The 24,338-nt window shown below is 57.5% G+C and carries 23 protein-coding genes; 3 read left to right on the top strand and 20 right to left on the bottom strand.

The genetic code is table 11. The annotated features are described in order from the left end of the window. Nucleotides 1–135 precede the first annotated feature (135 nt). The 14 genes from ACN9M3_RS01810 to ACN9M3_RS01745 form a co-directional block, all read right to left on the bottom strand. Nucleotides 136–561, bottom strand: coding sequence for a F0F1 ATP synthase subunit epsilon (locus tag ACN9M3_RS01810; protein ID WP_155454855.1), 426 nt, complete (start codon nt 559–561; stop codon nt 136–138). A gap of 55 nt (nt 562–616) precedes the next feature. Next, on the bottom strand, nt 617–2,017 hold the full coding sequence (gene atpD, locus ACN9M3_RS01805) for a F0F1 ATP synthase subunit beta (RefSeq protein WP_155454856.1): 1,401 nt from the start codon (nt 2,015–2,017) through the stop codon (nt 617–619). Between the two features lie 30 nt (nt 2,018–2,047). Further along, nucleotides 2,048–2,920: a F0F1 ATP synthase subunit gamma gene (gene atpG, locus ACN9M3_RS01800; protein ID WP_426166991.1), complete on the bottom strand. Its 873-nt coding sequence runs from the start codon at nt 2,918–2,920 to the stop codon at nt 2,048–2,050. 45 nt (nt 2,921–2,965) lie between these two features. Continuing rightward, entirely contained in the window at nt 2,966–4,507 is a 1,542-nt protein-coding gene (gene atpA, locus ACN9M3_RS01795) for a F0F1 ATP synthase subunit alpha (RefSeq protein ID WP_342115707.1), read from the bottom strand. A 48-nt stretch (nt 4,508–4,555) separates the two neighbouring features. Further along, on the bottom strand, nt 4,556–5,089 hold the full coding sequence (locus ACN9M3_RS01790) for a F0F1 ATP synthase subunit delta (protein WP_426166989.1): 534 nt from the start codon (nt 5,087–5,089) through the stop codon (nt 4,556–4,558). A 2-nt stretch (nt 5,090–5,091) separates the two neighbouring features. Continuing rightward, complete coding sequence (locus tag ACN9M3_RS01785) at nt 5,092–5,562, bottom strand: F0F1 ATP synthase subunit B (RefSeq protein ID WP_426320178.1); 471 nt, start codon at nt 5,560–5,562, stop codon at nt 5,092–5,094. Between the two features lie 40 nt (nt 5,563–5,602). Next, nucleotides 5,603–5,881, bottom strand: coding sequence for a F0F1 ATP synthase subunit C (atpE, locus tag ACN9M3_RS01780; RefSeq protein ID WP_055939510.1), 279 nt, complete (start codon nt 5,879–5,881; stop codon nt 5,603–5,605). A gap of 72 nt (nt 5,882–5,953) precedes the next feature. Further along, nucleotides 5,954–6,775 (bottom strand): F0F1 ATP synthase subunit A, encoded by an 822-nt coding sequence (atpB, locus tag ACN9M3_RS01775; protein WP_426320176.1) that lies wholly within the window; start codon nt 6,773–6,775, stop codon nt 5,954–5,956. A gap of 19 nt (nt 6,776–6,794) precedes the next feature. Then, nucleotides 6,795–7,163, bottom strand: a complete 369-nt coding sequence (locus tag ACN9M3_RS01770; RefSeq protein WP_090435673.1) for an ATP synthase subunit I — start codon at nt 7,161–7,163, stop codon at nt 6,795–6,797. Nucleotides 7,164–7,475: 312 nt separating this feature from the next. Further along, nucleotides 7,476–8,363: a ParB/RepB/Spo0J family partition protein gene (locus ACN9M3_RS01765; RefSeq protein ID WP_426166982.1), complete on the bottom strand. Its 888-nt coding sequence runs from the start codon at nt 8,361–8,363 to the stop codon at nt 7,476–7,478. A gap of 6 nt (nt 8,364–8,369) precedes the next feature. After that, nucleotides 8,370–9,140, bottom strand: coding sequence for a ParA family protein (locus tag ACN9M3_RS01760; protein ID WP_055939498.1), 771 nt, complete (start codon nt 9,138–9,140; stop codon nt 8,370–8,372). Between the two features lie 98 nt (nt 9,141–9,238). After that, a complete protein-coding gene (gene rsmG / locus ACN9M3_RS01755; protein WP_426166979.1) occupies nt 9,239–9,883 on the bottom strand; it encodes a 16S rRNA (guanine(527)-N(7))-methyltransferase RsmG in 645 nt (214 codons plus the stop codon). Then, complete coding sequence (gene mnmG, locus ACN9M3_RS01750; RefSeq protein WP_426320163.1) at nt 9,883–11,811, bottom strand: tRNA uridine-5-carboxymethylaminomethyl(34) synthesis enzyme MnmG; 1,929 nt, start codon at nt 11,809–11,811, stop codon at nt 9,883–9,885. The genes rsmG and mnmG overlap by 1 nt, the downstream gene beginning before the upstream one ends. A gap of 158 nt (nt 11,812–11,969) precedes the next feature. Continuing rightward, the gene (locus ACN9M3_RS01745) at nt 11,970–12,731 is read right to left on the bottom strand and encodes a TSUP family transporter (protein ID WP_426320161.1); all 762 of its coding nucleotides are present in this window, start codon (nt 12,729–12,731) and stop codon (nt 11,970–11,972) included. A gap of 90 nt (nt 12,732–12,821) precedes the next feature. On the opposite strand from ACN9M3_RS01745, the gene ACN9M3_RS01740 reads away from it, so the two are divergent. Both ACN9M3_RS01740 and ACN9M3_RS01735 read left to right on the top strand, forming a co-directional pair. Next, nucleotides 12,822–13,979, top strand: coding sequence for an iron-containing alcohol dehydrogenase (locus ACN9M3_RS01740; RefSeq protein ID WP_426323659.1), 1,158 nt, complete (start codon nt 12,822–12,824; stop codon nt 13,977–13,979). Between the two features lie 94 nt (nt 13,980–14,073). After that, nucleotides 14,074–14,748 (top strand): hypothetical protein, encoded by a 675-nt coding sequence (locus ACN9M3_RS01735; RefSeq protein WP_426320159.1) that lies wholly within the window; start codon nt 14,074–14,076, stop codon nt 14,746–14,748. On the opposite strand, the gene ACN9M3_RS01730 is transcribed toward ACN9M3_RS01735, so the two are convergent. Genes ACN9M3_RS01730 through ACN9M3_RS01705 form a run of 6 tightly spaced genes read right to left on the bottom strand, consistent with a single transcriptional unit; the run spans nt 14,745 to nt 20,903 of the window. Further along, nucleotides 14,745–15,719: a branched-chain amino acid ABC transporter permease gene (locus ACN9M3_RS01730; RefSeq protein WP_426320157.1), complete on the bottom strand. Its 975-nt coding sequence runs from the start codon at nt 15,717–15,719 to the stop codon at nt 14,745–14,747. The genes ACN9M3_RS01735 and ACN9M3_RS01730 overlap by 4 nt on opposite strands. Next, nucleotides 15,720–16,604 (bottom strand): branched-chain amino acid ABC transporter permease, encoded by an 885-nt coding sequence (locus tag ACN9M3_RS01725; protein WP_426320155.1) that lies wholly within the window; start codon nt 16,602–16,604, stop codon nt 15,720–15,722. Nucleotides 16,605–16,609: 5 nt separating this feature from the next. Further along, nucleotides 16,610–17,806 (bottom strand): ABC transporter substrate-binding protein, encoded by a 1,197-nt coding sequence (locus ACN9M3_RS01720; RefSeq protein WP_426320153.1) that lies wholly within the window; start codon nt 17,804–17,806, stop codon nt 16,610–16,612. A gap of 26 nt (nt 17,807–17,832) precedes the next feature. Beyond that, nucleotides 17,833–18,537, bottom strand: coding sequence for an ABC transporter ATP-binding protein (locus tag ACN9M3_RS01715; protein ID WP_426320151.1), 705 nt, complete (start codon nt 18,535–18,537; stop codon nt 17,833–17,835). After that, a complete protein-coding gene (locus tag ACN9M3_RS01710; protein ID WP_426320149.1) occupies nt 18,534–19,283 on the bottom strand; it encodes an ABC transporter ATP-binding protein in 750 nt (249 codons plus the stop codon). Before ACN9M3_RS01710 ends, ACN9M3_RS01715 begins: the two co-directional genes overlap by 4 nt. Before the next feature lie 18 nt (nt 19,284–19,301). Further along, nucleotides 19,302–20,903, bottom strand: coding sequence for a GMC family oxidoreductase (locus ACN9M3_RS01705; protein ID WP_426320148.1), 1,602 nt, complete (start codon nt 20,901–20,903; stop codon nt 19,302–19,304). A gap of 307 nt (nt 20,904–21,210) precedes the next feature. On the opposite strand from ACN9M3_RS01705, the gene ACN9M3_RS01700 reads away from it, so the two are divergent. Next, a complete protein-coding gene (locus ACN9M3_RS01700; RefSeq protein ID WP_426320146.1) occupies nt 21,211–24,186 on the top strand; it encodes a bifunctional diguanylate cyclase/phosphodiesterase in 2,976 nt (991 codons plus the stop codon). Nucleotides 24,187–24,338 lie beyond the last annotated feature (152 nt).

Genomic DNA, 24,338 nt, shown 5'->3' with positions numbered 1-24,338 from the left:
ACAGAGTCCGATGCAGCGAACCTGATAATCAGGGCCATGGCGCGCGGAGCCGTTCTGGCTGGCCGATTCCCGGCAGCCTGTAGAAAGACAAAAAGGCAGCCGAGGCTGCCTTTCCATTGCGACGAGAAGAAGGGATCAGCCCTTGATCTTGCGCAGTTTTGCGATTGCTGCCAGCTGGCCGATAGCCGCTGCCAGTTCCGCTTGTGCTTTCGCGTAGTCGATGCCGGTCTGCTTGTTCGCCAGGCTTTCTTCCGCCAGTTTCTTGGCAGCTTCAGCTTTGGCTTCATCCAGGTCGTGACCACGGATCGCGGTGTCAGCCAGGACCGTCACGGCGTTTGGCTGCACTTCCAGCAGGCCGCCGGCGACGAAGACGAACTCTTCTTCAGCCTGGCCTGGAACCTGGATGCGCACCGCGCCTGGACGGATACGGGTGATCAGCGGGGTGTGCTTCGGGTAGATACCCAGCTCGCCCTGCTCGCCCGGCAACGCCACGAAAGTCGCTTCGCCCGAGAAGATCTGCTCTTCGGCCGAAACCACATCAACGTGAATAGTGTTTGCCATGTTTATCCTCTGTAGCTATAGCGGCCCCGGTGAGGAGGCCGCTACGACAATCGAATTAGCCCAGTTTCTTGGCTTTTTCGATGGCTTCTTCGATGGTACCAACCATGTAGAAGGCCTGTTCTGGCAGGTGGTCCAGTTCGCCGGAAGCGATCATCTTGAAGCCCTTGATCGTGTCTTTCAGCGAAACGTACTTACCTGGGGAACCGGTAAACACTTCAGCAACGTGGAACGGCTGGGACAGGAAACGCTGCATCTTACGTGCGCGAGCAACGACCAGCTTGTCTTCTGGAGCCAGTTCGTCCATACCCAGAATCGCGATAATGTCGCGCAGTTCTTTGTAGCGCTGCAGGGTGCCCTGTACGGCACGTGCGGTGTTGTAGTGCTCTTCGCCCACAACCAGCGGGTCCAGCTGACGGGAGGTCGAATCCAGTGGGTCAACTGCAGGGTAGATACCGAGTGCAGCGATGTCACGGGACAGAACGACGGTCGAGTCCAGGTGGCCGAAGGTGGTTGCTGGGGACGGGTCGGTCAAGTCGTCCGCTGGAACGTAGACGGCCTGGATCGAGGTGATCGAACCGGTCTTGGTGGAGGTAATACGCTCCTGCAGACGGCCCATCTCTTCGGCCAGGGTAGGCTGGTAACCCACTGCGGAAGGCATACGGCCCAGCAGTGCGGAAACTTCGGTACCGGCCAGGGTGAAGCGGTAGATGTTGTCCACGAAGAACAGAACGTCACGGCCTTCGTCACGGAAGGATTCAGCGATGGTCAGGCCGGTCAGCGCCACGCGCAGACGGTTGCCAGGTGGTTCGTTCATCTGACCGTAAACCATGGCCACTTTGGAGTTGGCTGGGTTTTCCAGGTCAACCACTTTGGCGTCAGCCATTTCGTGGTAGAAGTCGTTACCTTCACGGGTACGCTCACCAACACCGGCGAACACGGACAGACCCGAGTGCGCTTTAGCGATGTTGTTGATCAGTTCCATCATGTTCACGGTCTTGCCCACACCTGCACCGCCGAACAGACCAACCTTACCACCCTTAGCGAATGGGCAGACCAGGTCAATCACCTTGATGCCGGTTTCCAGCAGGTCTTGGGATGGGGACAGTTCGTCGTAAGCAGGAGCCACGCGGTGGATCGAAGCAGTCTGCTCGTGGGAGACAGGGCCGCATTCGTCGATCGGGTTGCCCAGCACGTCCATAATACGGCCCAGGGTAGCTTTACCCACTGGAACCATGATTGGTTTGCCGGTGTTCTGGATGGTCATGCCGCGACGCAGACCGTCGGAAGAGCCCAGAGCAATGGTACGGACAATGCCGTCACCCAACTGCTGTTGCACTTCCAGGGTCAGCTCGGAGCCTTCCATCTTCAGCGCGTCAAAAACCTTAGGCATCGCGTTGCGTGGGAACTCAACGTCCACCACAGCGCCGATACACTGAACGATTTTGCCATCAGCCATGTTCGTTCCTTCAAATATAGTTAAATTCGTTTAAACCGCTGCCGCACCGGCGACGATTTCAGACAGTTCTTTGGTAATTGCAGCCTGGCGGGTCTTGTTGTAGACCAGCTTCAACTCACCGATCACGTTGCCGGCGTTGTCCGACGCGGACTTCATCGCCACCATACGCGCCGATTGCTCGGACGCCAGGTTTTCTGCAACGGCCTGGTACACCAGCGCTTCAATGTAGCGCTCGAGCAGTTCGTCGATCACGGAAGCAGCGTCCGGCTCGTAGATGTAGTCCCAGTTGTGGGAGTGCTCATCGGCCTTCATCTTGTCCGCGGTCAGCGGCAGCAGCTGCTCGACCATCGGCTCTTGCTTCATCGTGTTGATGAACTTGGTGTAGCACAGGTAAACGGCGTCCAGTTTGCCTTCCTGGAATTTCTCCAGCATCACTTGCACTGGGCCGATCAGCTTTTCCAGGTGCGGCGTATCGCCGATCTGGGTAGCTTGTGCGACCACTGGTACACCGATGCGGTTCAGGAAGCCCAAACCTTTGTTACCAATTGCGACTGCTTCAATCTTGTTGCCTGCAGCTTCCAGCTCGCGGGTCTTGTTGGTCACCATACGCAGAACGTTGGTGTTCATACCACCGCACAGACCCTTGTCGGTCGTCACGATGATAAAGCCCACAGCCTTGGCTTCCGTACCGGCTTCAGCCAGGAACGGGTGCGTGTACTCTGGATTGGCGTTAGCCAAGTTCGCAGCGATATTACGAATCTTGTCACTGTAGGGACGGGCGGCGCGCATACGGTCCTGCGCTTTGCGCATTTTCGATGCAGCGACCATTTCCATCGCCTTGGTGATCTTCTTCGTATTCTCTACGCTCTTGATCTTGCCACGTATCTCTTTACCTACTGCCATGATCCTTCTCCTTTGCGTGGAGGCCCGTCGCCGGGCCCCCGAATATTAGTTTGCGAAGGATTTCTTGAACTCGGCAATGGCGGCCGACAGCGCAGCTTCGCCGTCTTTGTCCAGTTGCTTGGTTTCTTCGATCTTAGCCAGCAGAGCGGAGTGCTTGGTCTTCAGGAACGAGTGCAGTTCGGCTTCGAAAGCCAGCACGCGCTTGACAGCGACGTCGTCCAGGAAGCCCTTGTTCACTGCGAACAGGGAAGCGCCCATCAGGGAAATCGACAGTGGCGAGTACTGAGCCTGCTTCAGCAGTTCGGTCACGCGGGCACCGCGGTCCAGCTGCTTACGGGTCGATTCGTCCAGGTCGGAAGCGAACTGCGCGAACGCAGCCAGTTCACGGTACTGTGCCAGGTCGGTACGGATACCGCCGGACAGGTTCTTGATGACCTTGGTCTGGGCAGCGCCACCAACGCGGGACACCGAGATACCTGCGTTAATCGCAGGACGGATACCGGAATTGAACAGCGAGGTTTCCAGGAAGATCTGGCCGTCGGTAATCGAAATCACGTTGGTTGGAACGAACGCGGAAACGTCGCCAGCCTGGGTTTCGATGATCGGCAGTGCGGTCAGGGAACCGGTCTTGCCTTTGACAGCGCCTTTGGTGAAGGCTTCGACGTAGTCGGCGTTCACGCGAGCAGCGCGTTCCAGCAGACGGGAGTGCAGGTAGAACACGTCGCCTGGGTATGCTTCGCGGCCAGGTGGGCGGCGCAGCAGCAGGGAGATCTGACGGTAAGCAACTGCTTGCTTGGACAGGTCGTCGTACACGATCAGGGCGTCTTCACCGCGGTCGCGGAAGTATTCGCCCATGGTGCAACCGGAGTAAGCCGAGATGTACTGCATTGCTGCGGATTCCGAAGCGGAAGCGGCCACAACAATGGTGTACTCCATCGCGCCGTGCTGTTCCAGGGAACGCACGATGTTCTTGATGGTCGATGCTTTCTGGCCGATAGCAACGTAGATACAGGTAACGCCCTGGCCTTTTTGGTTGATGATGGCATCAACTGCAACGGCGGACTTACCGGTCTGACGGTCGCCAATGATCAGCTCACGCTGGCCACGGCCGATTGGCACCATCGCGTCGATCGACTTCAGGCCGGTCTGCATAGGCTGGCCGACGGACTCACGGGCGATAACGCCTGGAGCGATCTTTTCGATTGGGGAGGTCAGGGTGGTGTTAACAGGACCTTTGCCGTCGATCGGCTGGCCCAGGGCGTTAACAACGCGGCCACGCAGTTCAGGACCGATTGGAACTTCCAGGATACGGCCGGTGCACTTGACGGTGTCGCCTTCGGAGATGTGCTCGTAGGCGCCCAGAATAACGGCACCAACGGAGTCACGCTCCAGGTTCATTGCCAGGCCGAAGGTGTTGCCTGGGAATTCCAGCATCTCACCTTGCATCACGTCCGACAGGCCGTGGATGCGGCAGATACCGTCTGCTACGGAAATTACGGTGCCTTGATTGCGCACTTCAGCGCCGCCATCAATGCCTTGGATCCGGCTCTTGATCAGCTCGCTGATTTCGGATGGGTTGAGTTGCATACTAACTCCTAAATGTTTTCTCTCTAGCTGTCGCGAAAGGCGGCCCGGTTAGGCGACCAGCGCGGAACGCAGCTGCTGCAGCTTGGCGTTGACCGAAGTGTCCAGCACTTCGTCGCCAACCACGACGCGAACGCCACCGATCAACGAAGGATCGGTCTTCACGACTGGTTTGAGCTTGCGGCTGAATTTCTTTTCCAGCGTCTTGATCAGCTCGGCCACTTGGGCTTCGCTCATGTCGAATGCGCTCGTGATTTCGGCGTCTGCCGCACCTTCGGCTGCGTTCTTCAGCAGCGCGAACTGGGCGCCGATTTCCGGCAGCAATGCGATACGACCGTTTTCGATCAGCATCGAGAGGAAGTTGTTCGCTTCCGCGTTGAGCGGCGATTTCAGCAAGGCCTTGATGGCTGCGATGACATCGCTATCCAGAACTTTTGGATTGCGGGCATATGCCAGCACCTCTTCATGCGAACCGATCTGGGCCAGTTCGGACACCAGATCGGACCACTGCGCGAGGTTGCCAGCCTGGGCTACGCGGAAGAGGGCTTCCGCGTAAGGACGGGCGACGGTTGCGAGCTCTGCCATAATCAGAGCTCGGTAGCCAGGCGAGACAGCAGGTCAGCGTGAGCCGACGCGTTGACTTCGCGCTTCAGGATTTGCTCGGCGCCCTTCACAGCCAGGTCAGCCACTTGACCACGCAGCGCTTCGCGGGCCTGGGTTACTTGCTGCTCGGCTTCAGCCTTGGCTTGCGCCACGATGCGGGCGGCTTCGGCTTGTGCGTTTGCTTTGATTTCTTCAGCGACCAGTTGTGCGCGCTTGTCGGCGTCTGCGACTACCTGGGCAGCATCGGCTTTAGCCGACGCCAGAACTGCGGCGGCATCTTTTTGTGCCTGCTCGCCGGCAGTTTTACCCTGGTCAGCCGCAGCCAGACCGTCTGCAATACGCTTGGCACGCTCATCCAGCGCATTGTTCAGCGCTGGGAATACGAACTTCATCGAGAACCAGACGAGCACCGCGAAGGTGATCATCTGACCGATGAGAGACATATTGATGTTCATACCTTGCTCCTAGAAAGAGTTTCCCCGGTTGGAGCGTTAATTACTGAACAGCGGCGGTCAGGGCGGTCAGGAATGGGTTGTTGAAGGTGAACAGCAGAGCAACACCAACGCCGATCATGGAGATCGCGTCCAGCAGACCAGCGATAACGAACAGTTTGGTTTGCAGTTGTGGCATCAGTTCAGGCTGACGTGCCGAAGCTTCCAGGAACTTGCCGCCCAGGATAGCGAAGCCGAGTGCGGTGCCGATGGCGCCCAGGCCAACGATGATTGCTACGGCCAGAACGGTCATGCTTTGTACTTGTGCGATCAGAGCTTGCATTAGATTTCTCCTAATTTAAAAAAAACGAAAATACCAAAAAACTAAAACCAAATACTACGAATAAGTTGCTGATTAGTGCTTTTCAACCGCGAGGGCCAGGTACACAACCGTCAACGCCATAAACACAAACGCTTGCAGGGTAACAATCAGAATGTGGAAGATTGCCCATGGGCCGCCCAGCAGCCACTGTGCCCACCATGGCAGCAGTGCGATCAGGATGAAGATCAGCTCGCCGGCGTACATATTGCCGAACAGTCGCAGCGACAGGGAAATTGGTTTGGCGAACAGCTCCAGCATCTGGAAGATGAAGTTGATCGGTGCCAGGATGATGGTGCCGACGGTGCCGTGAGCGTGGAACGGTGCGGTGAACAGTTCTTTGGTCCAGCCGCCAGCGCCTTTTGCCTTGATCGAGAAGCCGATGATGCACAGCAGAACGCCGATCGACATGCCGAAGGTGTGGTTCACGTCGGCGGTAGGCACAACGCGCAGCTTGTGCACACCGAACCAGCTCAGCACTTTAGGCAGCAGGTCGACAGGCAGGAAGTCCATGGCGTTCATCAGCCAGACCCATACGAAGATGGTAATGGCCAGTGGAGCGATAACTTTGGATTTGGCGTGGAATGCGGAGTTGACGGTCTCGTTGACCATCTCCATGACCCACTCAACGAGGTTCTGCAACTTGCCTGGCACGCCAGCGGTGGCGCGGCGGGAAGCCATGTAGAACATGCCCAGGAACACGAAGCCAAGGATCAGGGAGATCCAGAAGGTGTCCAGGTTGATGGAATTAGGGGAGACAACATCACCAGCGGAATTCAGGTGCGAAAGGTGGTGCTGGATGTACTCGGTGGCGTTAGCCGGGCCGGCGTGACCGCCCGTAGCGTGTTCAGTAGTCATAGGTCCGAATTTTTAATGATTAAATCTTGAGCAGCGACAGCCAGTAAGCCAGGGTTGCCACTACGAATCCCAGGATCAGCCATAACCAGGCGGCTGACTTAAACAGCACCAGTGCGCAAATAAACAGCACTGCCGTTACAAATACCTTCAGCATCTCGGCGCGGAAGTGCGTCCGAAATGCTTTCTTTGCATCATCGGTGCCGCGCGCTACCATCAGCGCGTAAATCAGGCTCCCGATCACTGCCATACCGCCGCCCACGGCTGCGGACCAGCCTTTTTCCACCCCGGCGAAAAGCGCCACGGTAGCGGAAAAGAGGACGGCGATGGTGAACTGCAGGGCAACTACTCGGAAAACTGGCCAGGCGATACTTCTTGAAGAATCACTCACTTGCCACCATTCCTTTAGACCCAAAGACACGGGATTATAGTTTGTTTACGTTGCCAAGGTCAAACGTGGTGCATCGCAAAAAGGCACTCAAACAACAAGAAATTCTGCCCAAAAAGCGTGCAAATGCCGATTACTCACAGGGTAATAGCGCGCCAGAATAGCGCAGCAGGCTGACAGGGAACTGTCAGCTCTGGTGCATGGCGCTCTTTCAAAACCGGTACGACAGTGTCTGACCCACAGGGTCAGACACTGGTTTGCTGCCGTCGCGGGTCGGGTGTCTGACCCTGTGGGTCAGACACCGGTTTGCCGGTTTTAGCCGCGCAGACGGGCAATCACCCCATCCAGAATATCGAGATCCGCGAAATCGATAATCATCTGGCCACGCCCCTTGGCGCCCATCTTGAACACGACCGAGGTAGCCAGGGTATCGGACAGCTCCTCTTCCAGCCGCTTGATGTCGCCCGACTTTTCCTTCGCACGCGGTGCCGGTTTGGACTTCGCCTCTTCCATGTGGTTGTGGACAAGTTTCTCCGTTTCGCGCACCGACAGTCGTTTCGCTACAACAACATTCGCCAGGGCAATTTGTGATGCCGCATCGACAGCCAACAGCGCACGGGCATGGCCCATGTCGATATCACCTGCCATCAGCATGGTTTGCACCGGTTCCGCCAGGTTCAGCAGGCGCAGCAGGTTCGACACCGCCGAACGCGAGCGGCCGACTGCCTGGGCCGCCTGTTCATGGGTGAAGCTGAAATCGGTGATCAGGCGATGGATACCCTGCGCCTCTTCCAGCGGGTTCAGGTCTTCGCGCTGGATGTTCTCGATCAGGGCCATCGCGGCCGCAGTCGTGTCGTCCACGTCCTTCACCAGGACCGGCACAGTTTCTAATCCGGCAAGTTGTGCCGCACGGAAACGTCGCTCGCCCGCGATGATTTCATATTTGACATGGCCAGTCCCCTTGTCGATACCGACCGGTCGAACCAATAGTGGCTGGATGATGCCCTGGGTCTTGATCGACGAAGCGAGTTCCGCCAGGCCGCCCTCGTCCATCTGTGTACGCGGCTGGTATTTACCGGCTTGCAGGAATTGCACCGCCATTTCCGACGGAGTCGGATGGGAAGTTGGATTGGACGGATCTTCGTCGCCACCGAGCAGCGCGTCGAGGCCGCGGCCGAGGCCTTTCATTTTTTTAGTTGCCATCGTTGATTACATTTTCTTGATACGTTTAACCATCTCTGCGCCGAAGGCGATGTAGGCCTGCGCTCCTTTCGAGGTCGGGTCGAAGGTCACGCCCGGCATGCCGTAGGACGGCGCCTCGGCCAATCGCACATTGCGCGGAATGATGGTCTTGAATACTTTGTCGCCGAAGTGCTGCTCGAGCTGGGCCGAGACTTGCTGCGACAGCGTCATGCGCGGATCAAACATCACGCGCAGCAGGCCGATGATCTTCAGGTCCGGGTTCAGGTTGGCGTGCACCTTCTTGATGGTGTTGACCAGGTCGGACAAACCTTCCAGCGCGTAGTACTCGCACTGCATAGGAATGATCACGCCATGCGCCGCGCACAAACCATTCAGAGTCAGCATCGACAGCGCAGGAGGGCAATCGATCAGCATGAAGTCATAGTCTTTGGCAGCCAGGCCCAGTGCGTCGCGCAGGCGGCGCTCGCGATTCTCGAGCTGCACCATCTCGACTTCGGCGCCGGCCAGTTCACGATTTGCAGGCAACACATCAAAGCCGCCCGCTTCCGAACGCACGCGTGCAGTCGCCACGTCGGCCGTGCCGAGCAAGACTTCATAAGTGGAAGCTTGGAGCGTCGCCTTGTTGATCCCCGCGCCCATTGTCGCGTTACCCTGAGGGTCGAGGTCAACAAGCAACACTCGTTGATTTAGTTTGGCCAGGCCGGCGGCCAGGTTCACAGTCGTGGTAGTCTTACCTACGCCGCCCTTTTGATTTGCTACACAGAAAATTTTGGCCATCGAGTTTTCTTATATGGTCTAAATCGTTTATTCGGTATAAACCGTTTATACTATTTATTTCGTATAAACGATTAAAATTATTTATACTGTTTAGCCAGTTACGCCCTGCCGATGAAAACCAGGTGGCGCTGTGCATCCAGTCCTGGTACTTGCAAAGGCTGTAGCTCGTTCACTTTCCATGGATCTGGCAGTCGCTCTCGCTCCTCTGCCGGCGCCGTGCCTTTCAGGGCTATGAATCGACCGCCCTCTGCCAGCAGGTGCCCGGACCAGTTCACAAAATCGCTGAGGTCCGCAAAGGCCCGCGAGGTGATGACGTCGTAGGGCGTCTTGACCTGCAGTTCCTGCACCTTCTTTGTGTACACCGTTACGTTGCCAAGCTCCAGCTCTGCTTTGACCTGATTCAGGAAGGCCGTCTTTTTGTGGACGATGTCGATCATCGACACTTTCATCTCCGGCCTGGCAATCGCCAGCACTACGCCCGGCAATCCGCCCCCTGCCCCGACATCCAGCACATTCTGCGCATCCGTGAATGCCGGCACTGCTGCCAGCGAATCCAGGACGTGCAGGGTCATCATTTCCATCGGGTCGCGAACGGCCGTCAGGTTGTACACCTTGTTCCACTTGTTCAGCAGGGCCAGGTAGTCCAGCAGTTTTTCCTGTTGTGCTTCGCTCAGGCCCAGGTCCAGCTTTTCGACGCCATTCTTCAACACGTGCGCCAACGCGGCGCGATCAAATACCGCCATCAAGCCGCCTCGTCTTTCAGTGTGACAAAGCCGCCGTAACCGGCTTTCTTCAGGTGCACCAGAAGCAGCGAAATCGCCGCCGGAGTCACGCCCGAAATACGCGAAGCCTGGCCCAGGGTTTCCGGACGATGCTTCTGCAGTTTTTGCCGCACTTCCATCGACAGCGCCGTGATCTCGGCGTAGTTGAAGCCTTCCGGCAACTTCAGGTTTTCGTAGTGCTCGTGACGCTCGACTTCACGCAACTGGCGATCGATATAGCCCGAGTACTTCAGGGTAATCTCGATCTGCTCCATCACTGCCTCATCGGTGACGCCGGGACCAGCCAGCGGCTGGCCTTCATTGCCGGTCATGGTCATCAGCTTTTCATAGCCGACACCCGGACGGCGCAGCAGGTCTGCCAGCGAGTATTCGCGTTCGATGGCCTGGCCAATCACGCGTTCCGACTCGGCTGCCGCCAGAATGCGCGGGTTGACCCAGGTCGATTTCAGGCGCTCCAGTTCCTGCGCAACGGCCTCGCGTTTGCGATCGAATGCTTCCCATTGCGCGTCGCCAACCACGCCGAGCTTACGCCCGATTTCTGTCAGGCGCATGTCAGCGTTGTCTTCACGCAGGCTCAGGCGGTATTCAGCACGGCTGGTGAACATGCGGTATGGCTCTTGCACACCCTGGGTCACCAGGTCATCGACCAGCACGCCGAGGTAGGCTTCCGAACGGGCTGGAGTCCAGGATTCTTCGCCCTTGGTTTGCAGTGCCGCGTTAATACCGGCCAGCATGCCCTGCGCCGCAGCTTCTTCGTAACCGGTGGTACCGTTGATCTGTCCCGCGAAGAACAGGCCGTTGATCGCCTTGGTTTCCAGCGAAGCTTTCAGGCCGCGCGGGTCGAAATAGTCATACTCGATGGCATAGCCAGGACGCAGGATATGCGCGTTCTCCAGGCCCTTCATCGAACGCACCAGCTCGATTTGCACATCGAATGGCAGGCTGGTCGAGATACCGTTCGGGTAGAACTCGTGGGTCGTCAGGCCTTCCGGTTCCAGGAAGATCTGATGCGATTCCTTGGCTGAGAAGCGGTGAATCTTGTCTTCAATCGACGGGCAGTAACGCGGGCCAACGCCCTCGATCACGCCGGTGTACATCGGACTACGGTCGAGGCCGCCACGAATAATGTCGTGGGTTTTCTGGTTGGTATGGGTAACCCAGCACGGCAACTGTTGCGGGTGCATGGAGGCATTGCCCATCACCGAAAACACTGGCACTGGGTCCAGGTCGCCCGGCTGTTCGGTCATTTGCGAAAAGTCGATGCTGCGGCCATCGATGCGTGGCGGCGTACCGGTCTTCAGGCGGCCCTGTGGCAGCTTCAATTCTTTCAGGCGTGCCGACAGCGAAAGCGCTGGCGGATCACCGGCACGGCCAGCCGAGAAATTCTGCAGGCCGACGTGGATCTTACCGTCCAGGAATGTGCCAGCGGTCAGCACGACAGCACGGCCCAGGAACTTCAAGCCAATCTGGGTGACGGCGCCAACGACGCGGTCCCCCTCCACCATCAGGTCGTCTACCGCCTGCTGGAACAGCCACAAGTTGGGCTGGTTTTCCAGACGGTGGCGGATAGCGGCCTTGTACAGGATACGGTCGGCCTGGGCGCGAGTCGCGCGCACGGCAGGGCCTTTGGATGAATTCAGGATACGGAACTGGATGCCCGACTCATCGGTTGCGATGGCCATGGCGCCACCCATTGCGTCGACCTCTTTGACGAGGTGGCCTTTGCCAATGCCGCCAATGGATGGGTTGCACGACATCTGACCCAGCGTCTCAATGTTGTGTGTCAACAGGAGAGTCTTCTGGCCCATGCGGGCGGAAGCGAGGGCCGCCTCGGTACCGGCGTGACCACCGCCGACAACGATAACGTCGAATTCAGTAGGAAATAACATGGTAAAAATGGGGGAAAGCTGGGGATCGAACTGAATTATAAAGTTTTTTCGACCGTGCGAATTTTTTGGGCAGGATTTTTTTGATCGAAATGTTTCACGTGAAACAAAAAAGGGCGCCGTTTGGCACCCTCTTCAACATTGTTTCACGTGAAACACTATCACTTAATCCATGCGTCATAGCCGGTTTTGACGATCAACAGCACCACTACAACCAGGAACAGACGGCGCACAAACTCACTCCCATGCTTCAGCGCCAGTTTGGTACCCAGCACAGAGCCAACCACCTGGGACACCGCCATCATCAAGCCGAGCTGCCAGATGATGTGGCCAGTGAATCCGAACAACAGGATTGCCGCCACATTACACGCCACGTTCACCACCTTGGCAGCCGCCGAGGCGCCGAGAAAGTCGAAGCCAAAGCTGCGCACGAACAGGAAGACCAGGAAGCTCCCGGTGCCTGGGCCAAAGAAGCCGTCATAGAAACCAATCCCCGCACCGACCAACACCGCCAGCACCCTCTCCTTGGTACCGGTGTGCAGCGGAGCGTGAACACTGCCCAGGTCCTTGCGATAGAAGGTATAAACGGCCACCGCCAACAGCACAAATGGCAGCAGTCCTCGCAAGAAGTCAGGCGGAATCCTGGTGACGGTATAGGCTCCGAGGAAGGCAAACAGGAAAGCCGCGATCGCCGCCGGCGCCACGGTCGTCCAGGCGATTTGCGTGCGGCGCGCATAGTTCACTGCCGCTGCGCTGGTCCCGAATACGCTGGCAACCTTATTGGTTCCCAACAGCGTTGCTGGCGGAGTACCGCTCATGGCCGAGAAGAGAGCCGGAATCTGGATCAGTCCACCGCCTCCAACAACCGCATCCACAAAACCTGCCGCGAACGCAGCCCCAGCCAACAAACCATACTCGACCATCACCCGCCCCAACTGATTCGGAAACGTAATATTGTAAGCCGGAACACAGCAGGGCGCCCGAGGCTGGTGTAAGCTTCCTTGATGAACCTGATCACCTCTTTCAGCTTCGCGACCGTTCCTGTATTCCTGTCTGCTCCCGGCGCGACAAAGGACTTGGGCAAGGAACTTCGCGCACGGTTCCCAGACCTCCGCCGCGTGCTGCTCGTTACCGACCAAGGCTTCCTGCGCACGGGCCTGGCCGAGGCACCGATCGCAAGCTTGCGCTCGGCAATGTTTCACGTGGAACAATTTGCGGACGTGGTAGCTGATCCACCCGAACACGTGATCGAAGAGGCACTCGAACTCGCCCGTCAGAACGAGACCGAACTCGTCATTGGTCTCGGCGGAGGGAGCTCAATGGATGTCGCCAAGCTGGTCGCCGTGCTCGCCGACAGCCCTCAATCACTCGCAGAAATCTACGGCATTGGCAATGTCCGCGGAACGCGCCTACCCTTGGTCCAAATCCCGACGACTGCCGGTACCGGCTCCGAAGTCACCAACATCTCCATCGTGACAACAGACGCCACCAGCAAGATGGGCATCGTCGCTCCTCAACTCTTCGCCGATATGGCGATACTTGATGCCGAGCTCACCATTGGCTTGCCCTCTGCAGTAACCGCAGCAACCGGTATCGACGCAATGGTTCACGCCATTGAAGCCTACACCAGCAAACACAAGAAGAATCCCCTCTCCGATGGCTTGGCCCTCCAGGCCTTGAACCTGCTGTCGCGCCACCTGATCCGCGCCTGCGAGAACGGCCACGACCTGGTCGCCCGCCAGGCCATGCTGCTCGGCGCGATGTTGGCTGGTCAAGCCTTCGCCAACGCGCCCGTCGCGGCAGTCCACGCCCTAGCCTATCCGATCGGCGGCGTCTTCCATGTCCCGCATGGGCTATCGAACTCGCTGGTTTTGCCCCATGTGCTGCGATTCAACGCAGAGGCATGCGCCGAGCAATATGCCGAGCTGGCAACAATTGTCGTTCCCCACACCGAAGGCAGCCCCGCAGCGCGCGCCGAGGCACTCGCTGTTGCAATGCAACAATTCGCCATCATCACGGGGCTGCCTCGCACGCTGCAGCAAGTCGGCATCACCTCCAGCGACCTCGACCTGCTGGCCGACGAGGCCTTGAAGCAAACCCGCCTGCTCGGCAACAATCCACGTCCGGTCACACGCGACGACGCCCACGCACTATACAAATTGGCGCTCTGAAACATCACGGCCCTCAACGATATAATCCGCGCTCCTTAACGCGCAGACACTTCACATGGCCAGTCGGTCATTCCTTCTACTTCTAATTTCGCTAATGGCCGGGACCGCCACCGCAGGCGATGGAATTGACGGGCGCTTTGGCCGGACTGAAGTTCGCTATATCGCCACCAAGCCGGCGGTTTTCCACAACGGACAGAAGGCATTCGCCATCGACGATGCCGATGAGGCAGCAATCCTCCGGCTTATTCCAGAAGCCACGAAGGACTTCGCCCTCGTCCGCTCCTGGCAGCCAGCCCTCGAATGTCCAGCCGCTTTTCGCTTACTCAGCATTCAATCCAAGGCGCCGCTCCAGGTCTCTCCCCCTTTCGGCGCCTGCACCGAAATCGCAGGAATCAGCTTCGCTGGCCAATATCCTGTCGTCCATTTGCGCCAACCCGGCGGGGGGAAAATTAAGCAAGTCACGTGGAAGGATGGGAAGATCTACGAGCTGGCAGCGGTAAGCCAAGCGTGTTTCGCGAAGCACGAACAAGCGAACGAAAAGAGCAGCCGGCTGCTTGCAGCCCTTATCGCGGCAAGCGACGGAAGACTGCAATTCCATTCGGCGCCGGACGAGCGCTGCGAAATCGCCGGCACTTTCGTGGTGCCGGGCGACCGGCTCGAAGCATCCCGCGTTCACGGCCGCTATACCTTGGTTTTCTACCAGCATCCGAAAGCTGCGAGAGTCGCCGTCGGCTGGGTCGATAGCTCCCGCCTCAAGCCCGCCAACTAAACCTTGCGCTTCTTCGCTTGCAGGTAAAGGATCTCGCCAACGATCCCTTTGCGGAACAACAGGACGCAGGCAACGAAGATAAAGCCGACCACCAGGCTGACCGCTTCGCCAAGGGTGGAGAACCACTCGATACCGGTGGCTCCGGACATCATGGTGCCGAAGTCGCCGAGCTTGTTCTCCAAAGCGATGATCAGAATCGCGCCGATGATCGGCCCGACCAGCGTGCCCATGCCGCCGACAAGGGTCATCAAAATCACCAGGCCTGACATCGCCCAGTGCACATCGGTCAGCGTTTCAAAGCCCAACACAATCGACTTGGTCGCACCGGCCAGCGCGGCCAGCGAACCGGAAAGCACGAACGCCACGAGCTTGTACCTGTCCACGTCATAGCCCAGTGAGATCGCTCGCGGCTCGTTCTCCTTGATCGCCTTCAGCACCTGTCCGAAAGGCGAATGCACCGTCCGCATGATCAGGGCAAAGCCCGCGATGAAAATCCCCAGGACCACGTAATACATCGTCAGGTCGCTGCCCAGGTCCAGCACCCCGAGCAGCTTGCCGCGCGGGATACCCTGCAGGCCGTCTTCACCACCAGTGAAATCGGTAAAGCGCAGCGCCGCGAAATACACCATCTGCGCCAACGCCAACGTAATCATCGAGAAGTAAATCCCCTGGCGCCGAATCGCCAGGCCGCCCATGACCAACCCGATCACCGCACCGGCCACCACGCCAACCAGCAAGCTCAGTTCAAACGACATCCCCCAATTCTTCAGAGCGTTGCCCGCAAAGTAACCCGCCGCCCCGAAGAAGGCTGCATGGCCAAACGACAGCAACCCCGTAAAGCCGATCAGCAGATTGAACGCGCAGGCAAACAATGCGAAGCACAAGAGCTTCATCAGCAGCACGGGATAGCCGACAAACGGCGCGCCCAGCGCCAGCACGAATGCGATGGAATAGCCCAGCTTCTTGTTCATTTAACGGTCCTTGCCAAACAGGCCAGCGGGGCGCAGCAATAAAATGATGACCATCACCAAAAATACGACCGTGTTGGCGAATTCGGGATAAAACACTTTCGTCAGTCCTTCGATCACGCCGAGCCCAAGGCCGGTCACAATGGAGCCAAGAATCGAGCCCATGCCCCCGATCACTACAACGGCGAATACGACGATTATCAGGTTCGCCCCCATCAAGGGTGTCACTTGTTGGATTGGAGCCGCCAGAACGCCTGCAAAGCCCGCCAAAGCGACGCCGAAGCCGTAGGTCAGGGTCACCATCAGCGGGACGTTGATCCCGAACGCTTCCACCAGCTTCGGGTTCTCGGTGCCGGCACGCAGGTAGGCACCCAGTTTGGTCTTCTCGATCACGAACCAGGTGGCCAGGCAAACCACCAACGATGCCAGCACCACCCAGGCGCGATAATTCGGCATCACCATGAAGCCGAGGTCCGTTGCCCCTTGCAGGGCCTCGGGAGTTTCGAACGGCTGCCCTGAGACCCCGTAAAACGAGCGGAAACCGCCTTCGATCAGCAGGGTGAGGCCGAAGGTAAGCAGCAGTCCATAAAGGTGATCAAGCTTGTACAGTCGGCGCAGCATGGTCCTTTCGATCACCACGCCCAACACACCCACAATCAACGGCGCCAACACGAGCACGCTCCAATAGCTCATGCCGAAGTAGGTCATGCCGATCCACGCGAGGAAGGCGCCCATCATGTACATGGCGCCGTGCGCGAAATTGATCACATTCATCAGACCGAAAATCACGGCAAGGCCGAGGGACAGCATGGCGTAAAAAGAACCGTTGACGAGCCCCAGCAAAAGCTGGGACATCATCATCGGAAGCGGGCGGCCGAAGATCTCCATCTAGCTTACTTCCAAAGGGCACACTTGGATTCGGCCTTCGACATATAAGCCTGGTCGCCAGGAATCGTCGCAGCGACCTTGTAATAATCCCAAGGATACTTGGACTCCGACTGCTTCTTCACTTCCATCAGGTACATATCGTGCACCATGCGGCCGTCCGGCCGGATCACGCCATGGGTGGTGAAGACATCCTTGATGGTGATCGATTTCAGTCTCGCCATCACCTTGTCCGAATCGTCCGTGCCCACGGCCTTCACCGCAGCCAGGTATTGCGATGCGGCAGAATAATCGCCCGCCTGCAGCATCGACGGTTCCTTCTTCATCTTCGCGAAGTAGCGTTTTGACCAGGCGCGCGTGGTGTCGTTCATGTCCCAATACCAGCCATCGGTCAGGTACATGCCGGCGGTGGCATTGAGGCCAAGCGAGTGGATGTCGTTGATGAACACCAGCAGGCCCGCCATCTTCATCTTCTTCGACACGCCGAATTCATTGGCTGCCTTCACCGAATTGATAAAGTCGCCGCCGGCATTCGCCAGGCCAAGCACCTGTGCTCCCGAGGACGAAGCCTGCATCAGGAAGGACGAAAAATCGGTCCCAGGGAAGGGGTGGCGCACATTGCCGATCACCTTGCCGCCCGACTTGTTAACCACCTCGCTCGTGTCCTTCTCCAGCGAGTGGCCGAAGGCGTAATCGGCGGTCAGGAAGTACCAGTTCTTGCCGCCCTGCTTGACCATGGTACTGCCGGTACCACGCGCCAGCGCCACCGTGTCGTAGGCGTAGTGCACGGTGTAGGGCGTGCATTCTTCATTGGTCAGGCGCGAGGAGCCAGCACCAACCACCATGAAGACCTTCTTCTTGTCTGCGGCCACTTTTGCCATTGCCAGATTGGCGCCGGAATTTGTGCCGCCAACCAGCATGTCCACGCCCTGCTGGTCGAACCACTCGCGCGCCTTGGAGGCGGCGATATCGGCCTTGTTCTGGTGGTCGGCAAAAACAAATTCGATCTTCTTGCCGTTGATCGCACCTCCGGCATCGGCAATCGCCATCTTGATCGCTTCGGCGCCGCCCTGCCCGTCGATGTCTGAGTAGACGCCTGACATATCGGTAATGAAACCGATCTTGATGGTGTCGCCGGAAATCTGGGCGTGCGCGCTACCAAAGGCGCAAAGGGCTGCTGCAAAGGCAATGGCGTTGCGTTTCATAGTGTCTCCGTTTTCAGTTTTGATATTCAAACGCCCAGCAGCTCGGTCAATACCGGCATGCGGTCGTCCAATTCCGATGACGCAAAACTCTCAACAATCCGACCGTGTTCCATGACATAAAACCGATCCGCCAGCGGTGCCGCGAACCGGAAATTCTGTTCGACCATCACAATCGTGTAACCCTTCGTCTTCAGCGTGCGGATCATGCGCGCCAGCCCTTGCACGATAACGGGCGCCAGCCCTTCCGAAATTTCATCCAGCAGCAGCAGGCGCGCACCGGTGCGCAGGATGCGCGCCATCGCCAACATCTGCTGCTCGCCGCCGGACAGGCGCGTGCCCTGGCTCGTTCGGCGCTCCTTCAGGTTCGGGAACATCTCGTAGATTTCTTCGACCGGCATGCCCTGCCCAGTCTTCAACGCCGGCGGAAGCAGCAAGTTTTCCTCGGTGGTAAGCGAAGAAAAAATGCCTCGCTCTTCAGGACAATAGCCGACTCCCAAGTGGGCAATCTTGTGCGTCGACAAACCGATCGCTTCCTGGCCATTGATGCGGATCGAACCCTTGCGCGTCCCGGTCAAGCCCATGATGGCCCGCAGAGTCGTGGTGCGGCCGGCGCCATTACGGCCAAGCAGCGTCACCACTTCGCCGTGGTTCACATTCAGGTTCACGTCATGCAGGATGTGCGACTCGCCATACCAGGCCTGGAGCTGGCTGATCTCCAGCGCGGCCGTCATGCTTCGGTCCCCATATAGGCTTCCATCACTTGCGGGTTCTTCGACACCTCTTCATACGGCCCTTCCGCCAGCACCGCCCCGCGCTGCAGCACGGAGATACGGTCGCAGATGCCTGAAACCACGCTCATATTGTGTTCAACCATCAGGATCGTGCGCCCGGTGGAAACCTTCTTGATCAACTCGGTAACGCGGTGCACGTCCTCGTGGCCCATGCCCTGGGTTGGTTCGTCGAGCAGCATCAGTTCGGGCTCCATGGCCAGCGTCGTGGCGATCTCCAAGGCGCGCTTGCGGCCATAAGGCATGTCGACCGTCAGCGTATCGGCGAACGAATCCAGGTCGACCTCGGCCAGCAATTCCATCGCGCGGCCATTCAAGCGCTCCAGCGTGCGTTCGCTGCGCCAGAAATGGAAGGTCGTACCCAGCTTGCGCTGCAAGCCGATGCGCACATTCTCGAGCACGGTCAGGTGAGGGAAAACTGCGGAAATCTGGAAGGAACGAATCACGCCCATGCGCGCAATCTGCGCCGGCTTGTGCGAGGTGATGTCCTTGCCGTTAAAGAGAATCTGGCCCGAGGTGGGCACCAGGAACTTGGTCAGCAGGTTGAAGCATGTCGTCTTGCCGGCGCCGTTCGGTCCGATCAAGGCGTGGATATGCCCACGCTGGACCTGCAGGTCCACGTTGGCGACAGCGGTGAATCCCTTGAACTCCTTGGTCAAACTCTTTGTTTCCAAGATGAAGTCGGACATTGCGTCTCCCCGGTTTTGCTAGATCATACACAAAAGCGCTGCCTTTTCCGCAATCATGATTACCGGGGAATTCGTGTTACCGGAAGTAATGGTGGGCATCACCGAAGCGTCGGCAATGCGCAGGCCGCGCACGCCGAGAACCCGCAATTCGCTGTCAACCACGGCCGAAACGTCGTCCGCGCGGCCCATTTTGCAGGTGCCGACCGGGTGGAAAATCGTGGTCCCGATGGACCCCGCAGCCTCGGCCAACTCCTCGTCGGTGCGAAAATGCACACCGGGTTTGCATTCTTCCGGCCTGTATTTCGCCAGCGCAGGCGCCGAAACGATCTTGCGCGTCAGGTTCAGCGCAGCCGCGGCCACGCGCCGGTCTTCGTCAGTACTCAAGTACATCGGCGTAATTTTTGGCGGCGCGTATGAGTCGGCCGAAGCGATGCGCACATGGCCGCGCGAAGTTGGGCGCAGGTTGCAAACGCTCGCGGTGAAAGCAGGGAAGTCGTGCAGCGGTTCGCCAAAGCGCTCCAGCGAGAGCGGCTGCACGTGATATTCCAAGTTAGGCGTGGCTTGCTCAGGACCCGACCGTGCAAAAGCGCCCATCTGCGAAGGCGCCATCGACATCGGCCCGCTCTGGAACAGCACATACTCAAGCCCAATGCGTGCCTTGCCCAACCAGCTTGAAGCCAGGGTGTTCAAGGTGCGCGCGCCCTGGACTTTGAATACCATGCGCAGCTGCAGGTGATCCTGCAGGTTGGCTCCAACGCCGGGCAAATCATGCACCGGCTGCACGCCTGCCTGCGCCAACATGTCTGCAGGGCCGATGCCGGACAGCTGAAGAATCTGCGGCGTGCCGATCGCTCCAGCCGCCAGCAGGGTTTCACGCGCCTCCGCGTTCCAGCGAGTACCACCGCCGGTGAATATGACGCCTTTGCAGACACCCTCCTCCAGCACCAGTTTTTCAACGTGGCAGCCCGTCATCAACGTCAGGTTGGGGCGTCCGGTCGCGGCTCGCAAAAAAGCTTTCGCAGTATTCCAGCGAATCCCGCGCTTCTGGTTCACCTCGAAATATGAACAGCCGAAATTATCACCGCGGTTGAAATCGTCTATCTTCGGGATGCCTGTCTGTTCTGCAGCATCGCGGAACGCGTCGAGAATGTCCCAGCGCAAGCGCTGCTTTTCAACGCGCCATTCGCCGCCGGCGCCGTGGAAATCCGAAACGCCGCCGTGATGGTCTTCGCTCTTGCGGAATAGAGGCAAAACTTCCGACCAGCGCCAGCGTGGATCGCCGCATAGCTCGGCCCACTGGTCGTAATCGTTAGCCTGGCCGCGCATATAGATCATGCCGTTGATCGAAGAACTCCCGCCAAGAACCTTTCCGCGCGGGTAAATCAAGCTGCGGCCGCCCAGGCCCACATCCGGTTCGGTGCGAAACAGCCAGTCCGTACGCGGATTATTGATGCAGTGAAGGTAACCGACCGGGATGTGAATCCAGACGTAATCGTCCTTTCCTCCCGCTTCGATCAATAGCACCTGGTTTTTTGGATTTTGCGTGAGGCGATTCGCGAGAACACAGCCCGCCGTCCCTCCGCCCACGATGATGTAGTCAAACTGGCCCGCAGATTCCAAGCTTTCTCCTGGTCCGAAGCTGTGGATAACGCTATGAATATCCACAGGCATCGTTTGTGAGTAAACAAGACTTCCCGAAAACCGCCCAAAATTGTCCAAAAACAGTCCGCAACTCACGCAAGGTTTACGCGCCTGCTTATACAGCCCGTAAACCCCTGATTTTTCTCCGCAAGGTGCACTTATCCACAGAAAGTCGGGGTTGTTAACAACCATTACTACTTTGTATACACACTAATCTAACGTAAACAAAACTCTCCACCTATACTGAACAAGCAAGTTGTTCCATGCAATTCGCCTGGAGGGGCTCTTGTCGACCACCGAAGCCTATCGACGCTTTCGCAGGCGATTGCTCGTCACCATGACGATGCTCGCCCTGCTCGCCACGGCAGTCGTCGCCTGGCAACTCGCATCTTCTGCAAGCGATCGCGAACAAGCTATCCGTAAGCAAACCCAGCACTACGCACGAGCTATCGAAGCGCACGTACTCAGCACAATCCAGCTATCCGACATTGCCCTGCTAGGCTTTTCGAATGCAATTAAGGTCGCCCCGTATACGCCACAGACAATCGATAGCTTGCTCTCCTCGCGCGGTGCATTCTTCGGAAGCAATTTTTGGATCACTTTCCTGGATCCGAATGGCTATGCAGCAGCCAGCTCGCGCGATATCGCCGTCAAAGGCGTGAACTATGCTGATCGGGACTACTTCCAAGCCCAGCTCAAGCCAGGAAACGGGCTGTTTATTGGAGAACCAACCATAGGCAAAGTCTCAAAGTCGCGCCTGTTCTTCCTGAGCCGCAGGGTTGAAGACGCTGATGGCAAGTTCCTGGGAGTGATTGTCGCCCCGGTGGATGCCAGCAATCTTGCCGAGACTTTCGAAAACTCACGCCTGAGCGAAGACGTGACAATCACTCTGTTCCACACCAATGGACATATCGTGGCTCGCGCACCACTTTTTGACCAAACCTTTAACCGAGATATCCGAGACTCAAATGTCTATCGCGCCTTCGGCAGCAATCCAACTGGCACAATTAACACCGTCAGCCCTATCGACAAAAAATCCCGCATCGCCAGCTACCGCAAATTGCCGAACCTTCCCCTGGTAGTCACTGTCGGAAATTCCAATGTCGGCCTTGCTCTGATTTCACAACGCCAATTCCTGATTGCCGGCGTCGCACTATTCCTCATCTTCACGCTGATCCTGGCCGCCATCGTCTATGCCTTGCGATCCTTTGCTGCAGCCGAAGAACGCGAACGCCGCTACCGGATCCTCTACGCAACATCGACCGAAACCGAAAAAAAACTGGCCAGCAGCGAACAGCGCTTACGCCTGATAGCCGACAATCTGCCAATCGTGATCGCGTACATGGACCGCGACGAACATTACTCCTTCAAGAACCGGCGCTTTGCTGAAATTTACGGCAATGGTGAAGAACTGCAGCAAGTCTTGCCGCCAGAGTTGTACGCCGAAACCAAACCACATCTCGAACGCGCCTTTGCCGGCGAAACTGTCCATTTCGAACGCGGTATGCAGCGTAAAGACCAGGAGCGCTGCGACGCCATCACCTACGTGCCCGATCGTGACGAATACGGAAATGTCATTGGCCTCTTCGTCATGGCGGAGGACATCAGCGAGCGAAAGCGTCACGAAGAATCCAGCAAACTGGCCACCCTAATGTACGAAAATGCCTCCGAAGGCATGATGGTGACCGATGCCGAAGGCCGAATTCTTTCCGTAAATCCGGCCTTCTCCCAGATCAGCGGCTACGCCTCCGAAGAAGTCATTGGCCATCTTGCTTACGAACTGACTTCCAGCCACCAGAACATCAAGTTCTACAGCCGCATGCGGCAAACCATCACCCACACCGGCTACTGGGAAGGGGAAATCTGGCACCAGCACAAGAATGGCGACCATTATTTGGTTTCGCTGCGTTTCAACACTGTGTTCGATGACAAAGGTAACCCGCTGCGACACGTCGCCTTGTTCACTGATATTACGAAGAAAAAGGCCACCGAGGAAGCGATCTGGAAACAGGCTAACTTCGATAACCTGACAGGACTACCCAACCGGCGTATGTTCAATGACCGCCTGCGCCAGGAGATCAAAAAAGCAGCGCGCGACCAACTGCCGATGGCGCTGATCTTCATCGACCTGGATGGATTCAAAGCCGTCAACGATACGCTTGGCCACGACTTTGGCGACATCCTGCTCAAACAAGTGGCGGAACGCCTGCACGAGTGCGTACGCAATACCGATACCGTAGCCCGCCTTGGAGGAGATGAATTCACCGTCATACTCAGCGAGCTCAAAGAGCCCGGCGATGTAGTCAGGATCGTGCAGGAAATCCTGCATAGCCTGTCCAGGTCCTTCCAGCTCAAGCACGAAATCGTCCATATTTCAGGCAGCGTAGGCATATCCCTGTTTCCGGACGATGGCGACGATGCTGAAGTGCTCATCAAAAATGCAGACCAGGCGATGTATCTCGCGAAACAGCAGGGCCGGAACCGCTTCAACTACTTCGCGCCCTTCATGCAGGAAGCCAGCCAGATGCGTATCGAACTGGCCAAGGAGTTGCATAGCGCTTTAAAAAACAAGGAATTACGGCTTCTGTTCCAGCCAATCCGCCACCTCGCCACAAACAAAATCGAAATGGCGGAAGCGCTCATTCGTTGGGAACATCCCCAGCGCGGTTTGCTTAAACCAGCCGAGTTCATCGGCGTTGCCGAAAATACCGGCATCATCGCGGCCATCGGAGAATGGGTCTTCCAGGAAGCAGCAGCCCTGGCAGCGAGCTTCGGCAATGACTTCAAGGTTTGCGTGAACAAATCAGCCTGGCAGTTCCGCCACGAAGCAGTAGGCGTCGAACATTGGTTGGAATTGCTGCGCGAGCAGGCACTTTCACCCCGCTCGATGGTGATTGAAATAACCGAAGGCTTGCTACTGGAAGCGAACCGCGAAGTCGTGCATCGCATGGAGTCGCTCAGGGACGCCCATCTCCAGATATCCCTGGACGATTTTGGCTATGGCTACTCGTCCCTCAACTTCCTGAAGCGTTTCAAGATCGATTTCCTCAAGCTGGACACCAGCTTCAGCGACAACCAACTCCTGTGCGAGGCAATTGTCGCCATGGCCCATAGACTCGACATCAAAGTCATCGCGGAAAAGGTCGAAAACGAGGCCCAACTGGAAATTTTGATCGCTGCAGGATGCGATTTCGGCCAGGGATACCTGTTCGGAGTGCCAATTTCTGCTGAAAAACTACACCACCTGTTGATAAGTCAATGAATATCCACAGGATCGAATGTGTGTAAACACCGTTTTTGAGTTCACGCACAAAATTTGTTCAGAACTCGTCCGGTTTACATGCAGTTCTTGTCCAGCCAGTTCTACAATTCGTAAACTTCTGATTCTGTGGATGTTAACAGCTTTATCCACAG

The organism is Pseudoduganella sp. R-43, from assembly GCF_049913255.1.
Lineage (GTDB): Bacteria > Pseudomonadota > Gammaproteobacteria > Burkholderiales > Burkholderiaceae_D > Rugamonas.
The sequence above is the reverse complement of the archived record's forward strand: the minus strand, read 5'-3'. Positions and strand labels throughout refer to the sequence as shown.

What these genes read in the sequence shown, in the direction of transcription:
- ACN9M3_RS01710 (WP_426320149.1), bottom strand. Translation starts at nt 19,283, where the DNA reads ATGTCCGACTTCATCTTGGAAACAAAGAGTTTGACCAAGGAGTTCAAG.
- rsmG (WP_426166979.1), bottom strand. Translation starts at nt 9,883, where the DNA reads ATGGCGGTATTTGATCGCGCCGCGTTGGCGCACGTGTTGAAGAATGGC.
- atpE (WP_055939510.1), bottom strand. Translation starts at nt 5,881, where the DNA reads ATGCAAGCTCTGATCGCACAAGTACAAAGCATGACCGTTCTGGCCGTA.
- atpG (WP_426166991.1), bottom strand. Translation starts at nt 2,920, where the DNA reads ATGGCAGTAGGTAAAGAGATACGTGGCAAGATCAAGAGCGTAGAGAAT.
- ACN9M3_RS01715 (WP_426320151.1), bottom strand. Translation starts at nt 18,537, where the DNA reads ATGACGGCCGCGCTGGAGATCAGCCAGCTCCAGGCCTGGTATGGCGAG.
- ACN9M3_RS01760 (WP_055939498.1), bottom strand. Translation starts at nt 9,140, where the DNA reads ATGGCCAAAATTTTCTGTGTAGCAAATCAAAAGGGCGGCGTAGGTAAG.
- ACN9M3_RS01730 (WP_426320157.1), bottom strand. Translation starts at nt 15,719, where the DNA reads ATGAACAAGAAGCTGGGCTATTCCATCGCATTCGTGCTGGCGCTGGGC.
- atpD (WP_155454856.1), bottom strand. Translation starts at nt 2,017, where the DNA reads ATGGCTGATGGCAAAATCGTTCAGTGTATCGGCGCTGTGGTGGACGTT.
- ACN9M3_RS01735 (WP_426320159.1), top strand. Translation starts at nt 14,074, where the DNA reads ATGGCCGGGACCGCCACCGCAGGCGATGGAATTGACGGGCGCTTTGGC.
- mnmG (WP_426320163.1), bottom strand. Translation starts at nt 11,811, where the DNA reads ATGTTATTTCCTACTGAATTCGACGTTATCGTTGTCGGCGGTGGTCAC.
- ACN9M3_RS01790 (WP_426166989.1), bottom strand. Translation starts at nt 5,089, where the DNA reads ATGGCAGAGCTCGCAACCGTCGCCCGTCCTTACGCGGAAGCCCTCTTC.
- ACN9M3_RS01745 (WP_426320161.1), bottom strand. Translation starts at nt 12,731, where the DNA reads ATGGTCGAGTATGGTTTGTTGGCTGGGGCTGCGTTCGCGGCAGGTTTT.
- atpA (WP_342115707.1), bottom strand. Translation starts at nt 4,507, where the DNA reads ATGCAACTCAACCCATCCGAAATCAGCGAGCTGATCAAGAGCCGGATC.
- ACN9M3_RS01810 (WP_155454855.1), bottom strand. Translation starts at nt 561, where the DNA reads ATGGCAAACACTATTCACGTTGATGTGGTTTCGGCCGAAGAGCAGATC.
- ACN9M3_RS01785 (WP_426320178.1), bottom strand. Translation starts at nt 5,562, where the DNA reads ATGAACATCAATATGTCTCTCATCGGTCAGATGATCACCTTCGCGGTG.
- atpB (WP_426320176.1), bottom strand. Translation starts at nt 6,775, where the DNA reads ATGACTACTGAACACGCTACGGGCGGTCACGCCGGCCCGGCTAACGCC.
- ACN9M3_RS01720 (WP_426320153.1), bottom strand. Translation starts at nt 17,806, where the DNA reads ATGAAACGCAACGCCATTGCCTTTGCAGCAGCCCTTTGCGCCTTTGGT.
- ACN9M3_RS01725 (WP_426320155.1), bottom strand. Translation starts at nt 16,604, where the DNA reads ATGGAGATCTTCGGCCGCCCGCTTCCGATGATGATGTCCCAGCTTTTG.
- ACN9M3_RS01765 (WP_426166982.1), bottom strand. Translation starts at nt 8,363, where the DNA reads ATGGCAACTAAAAAAATGAAAGGCCTCGGCCGCGGCCTCGACGCGCTG.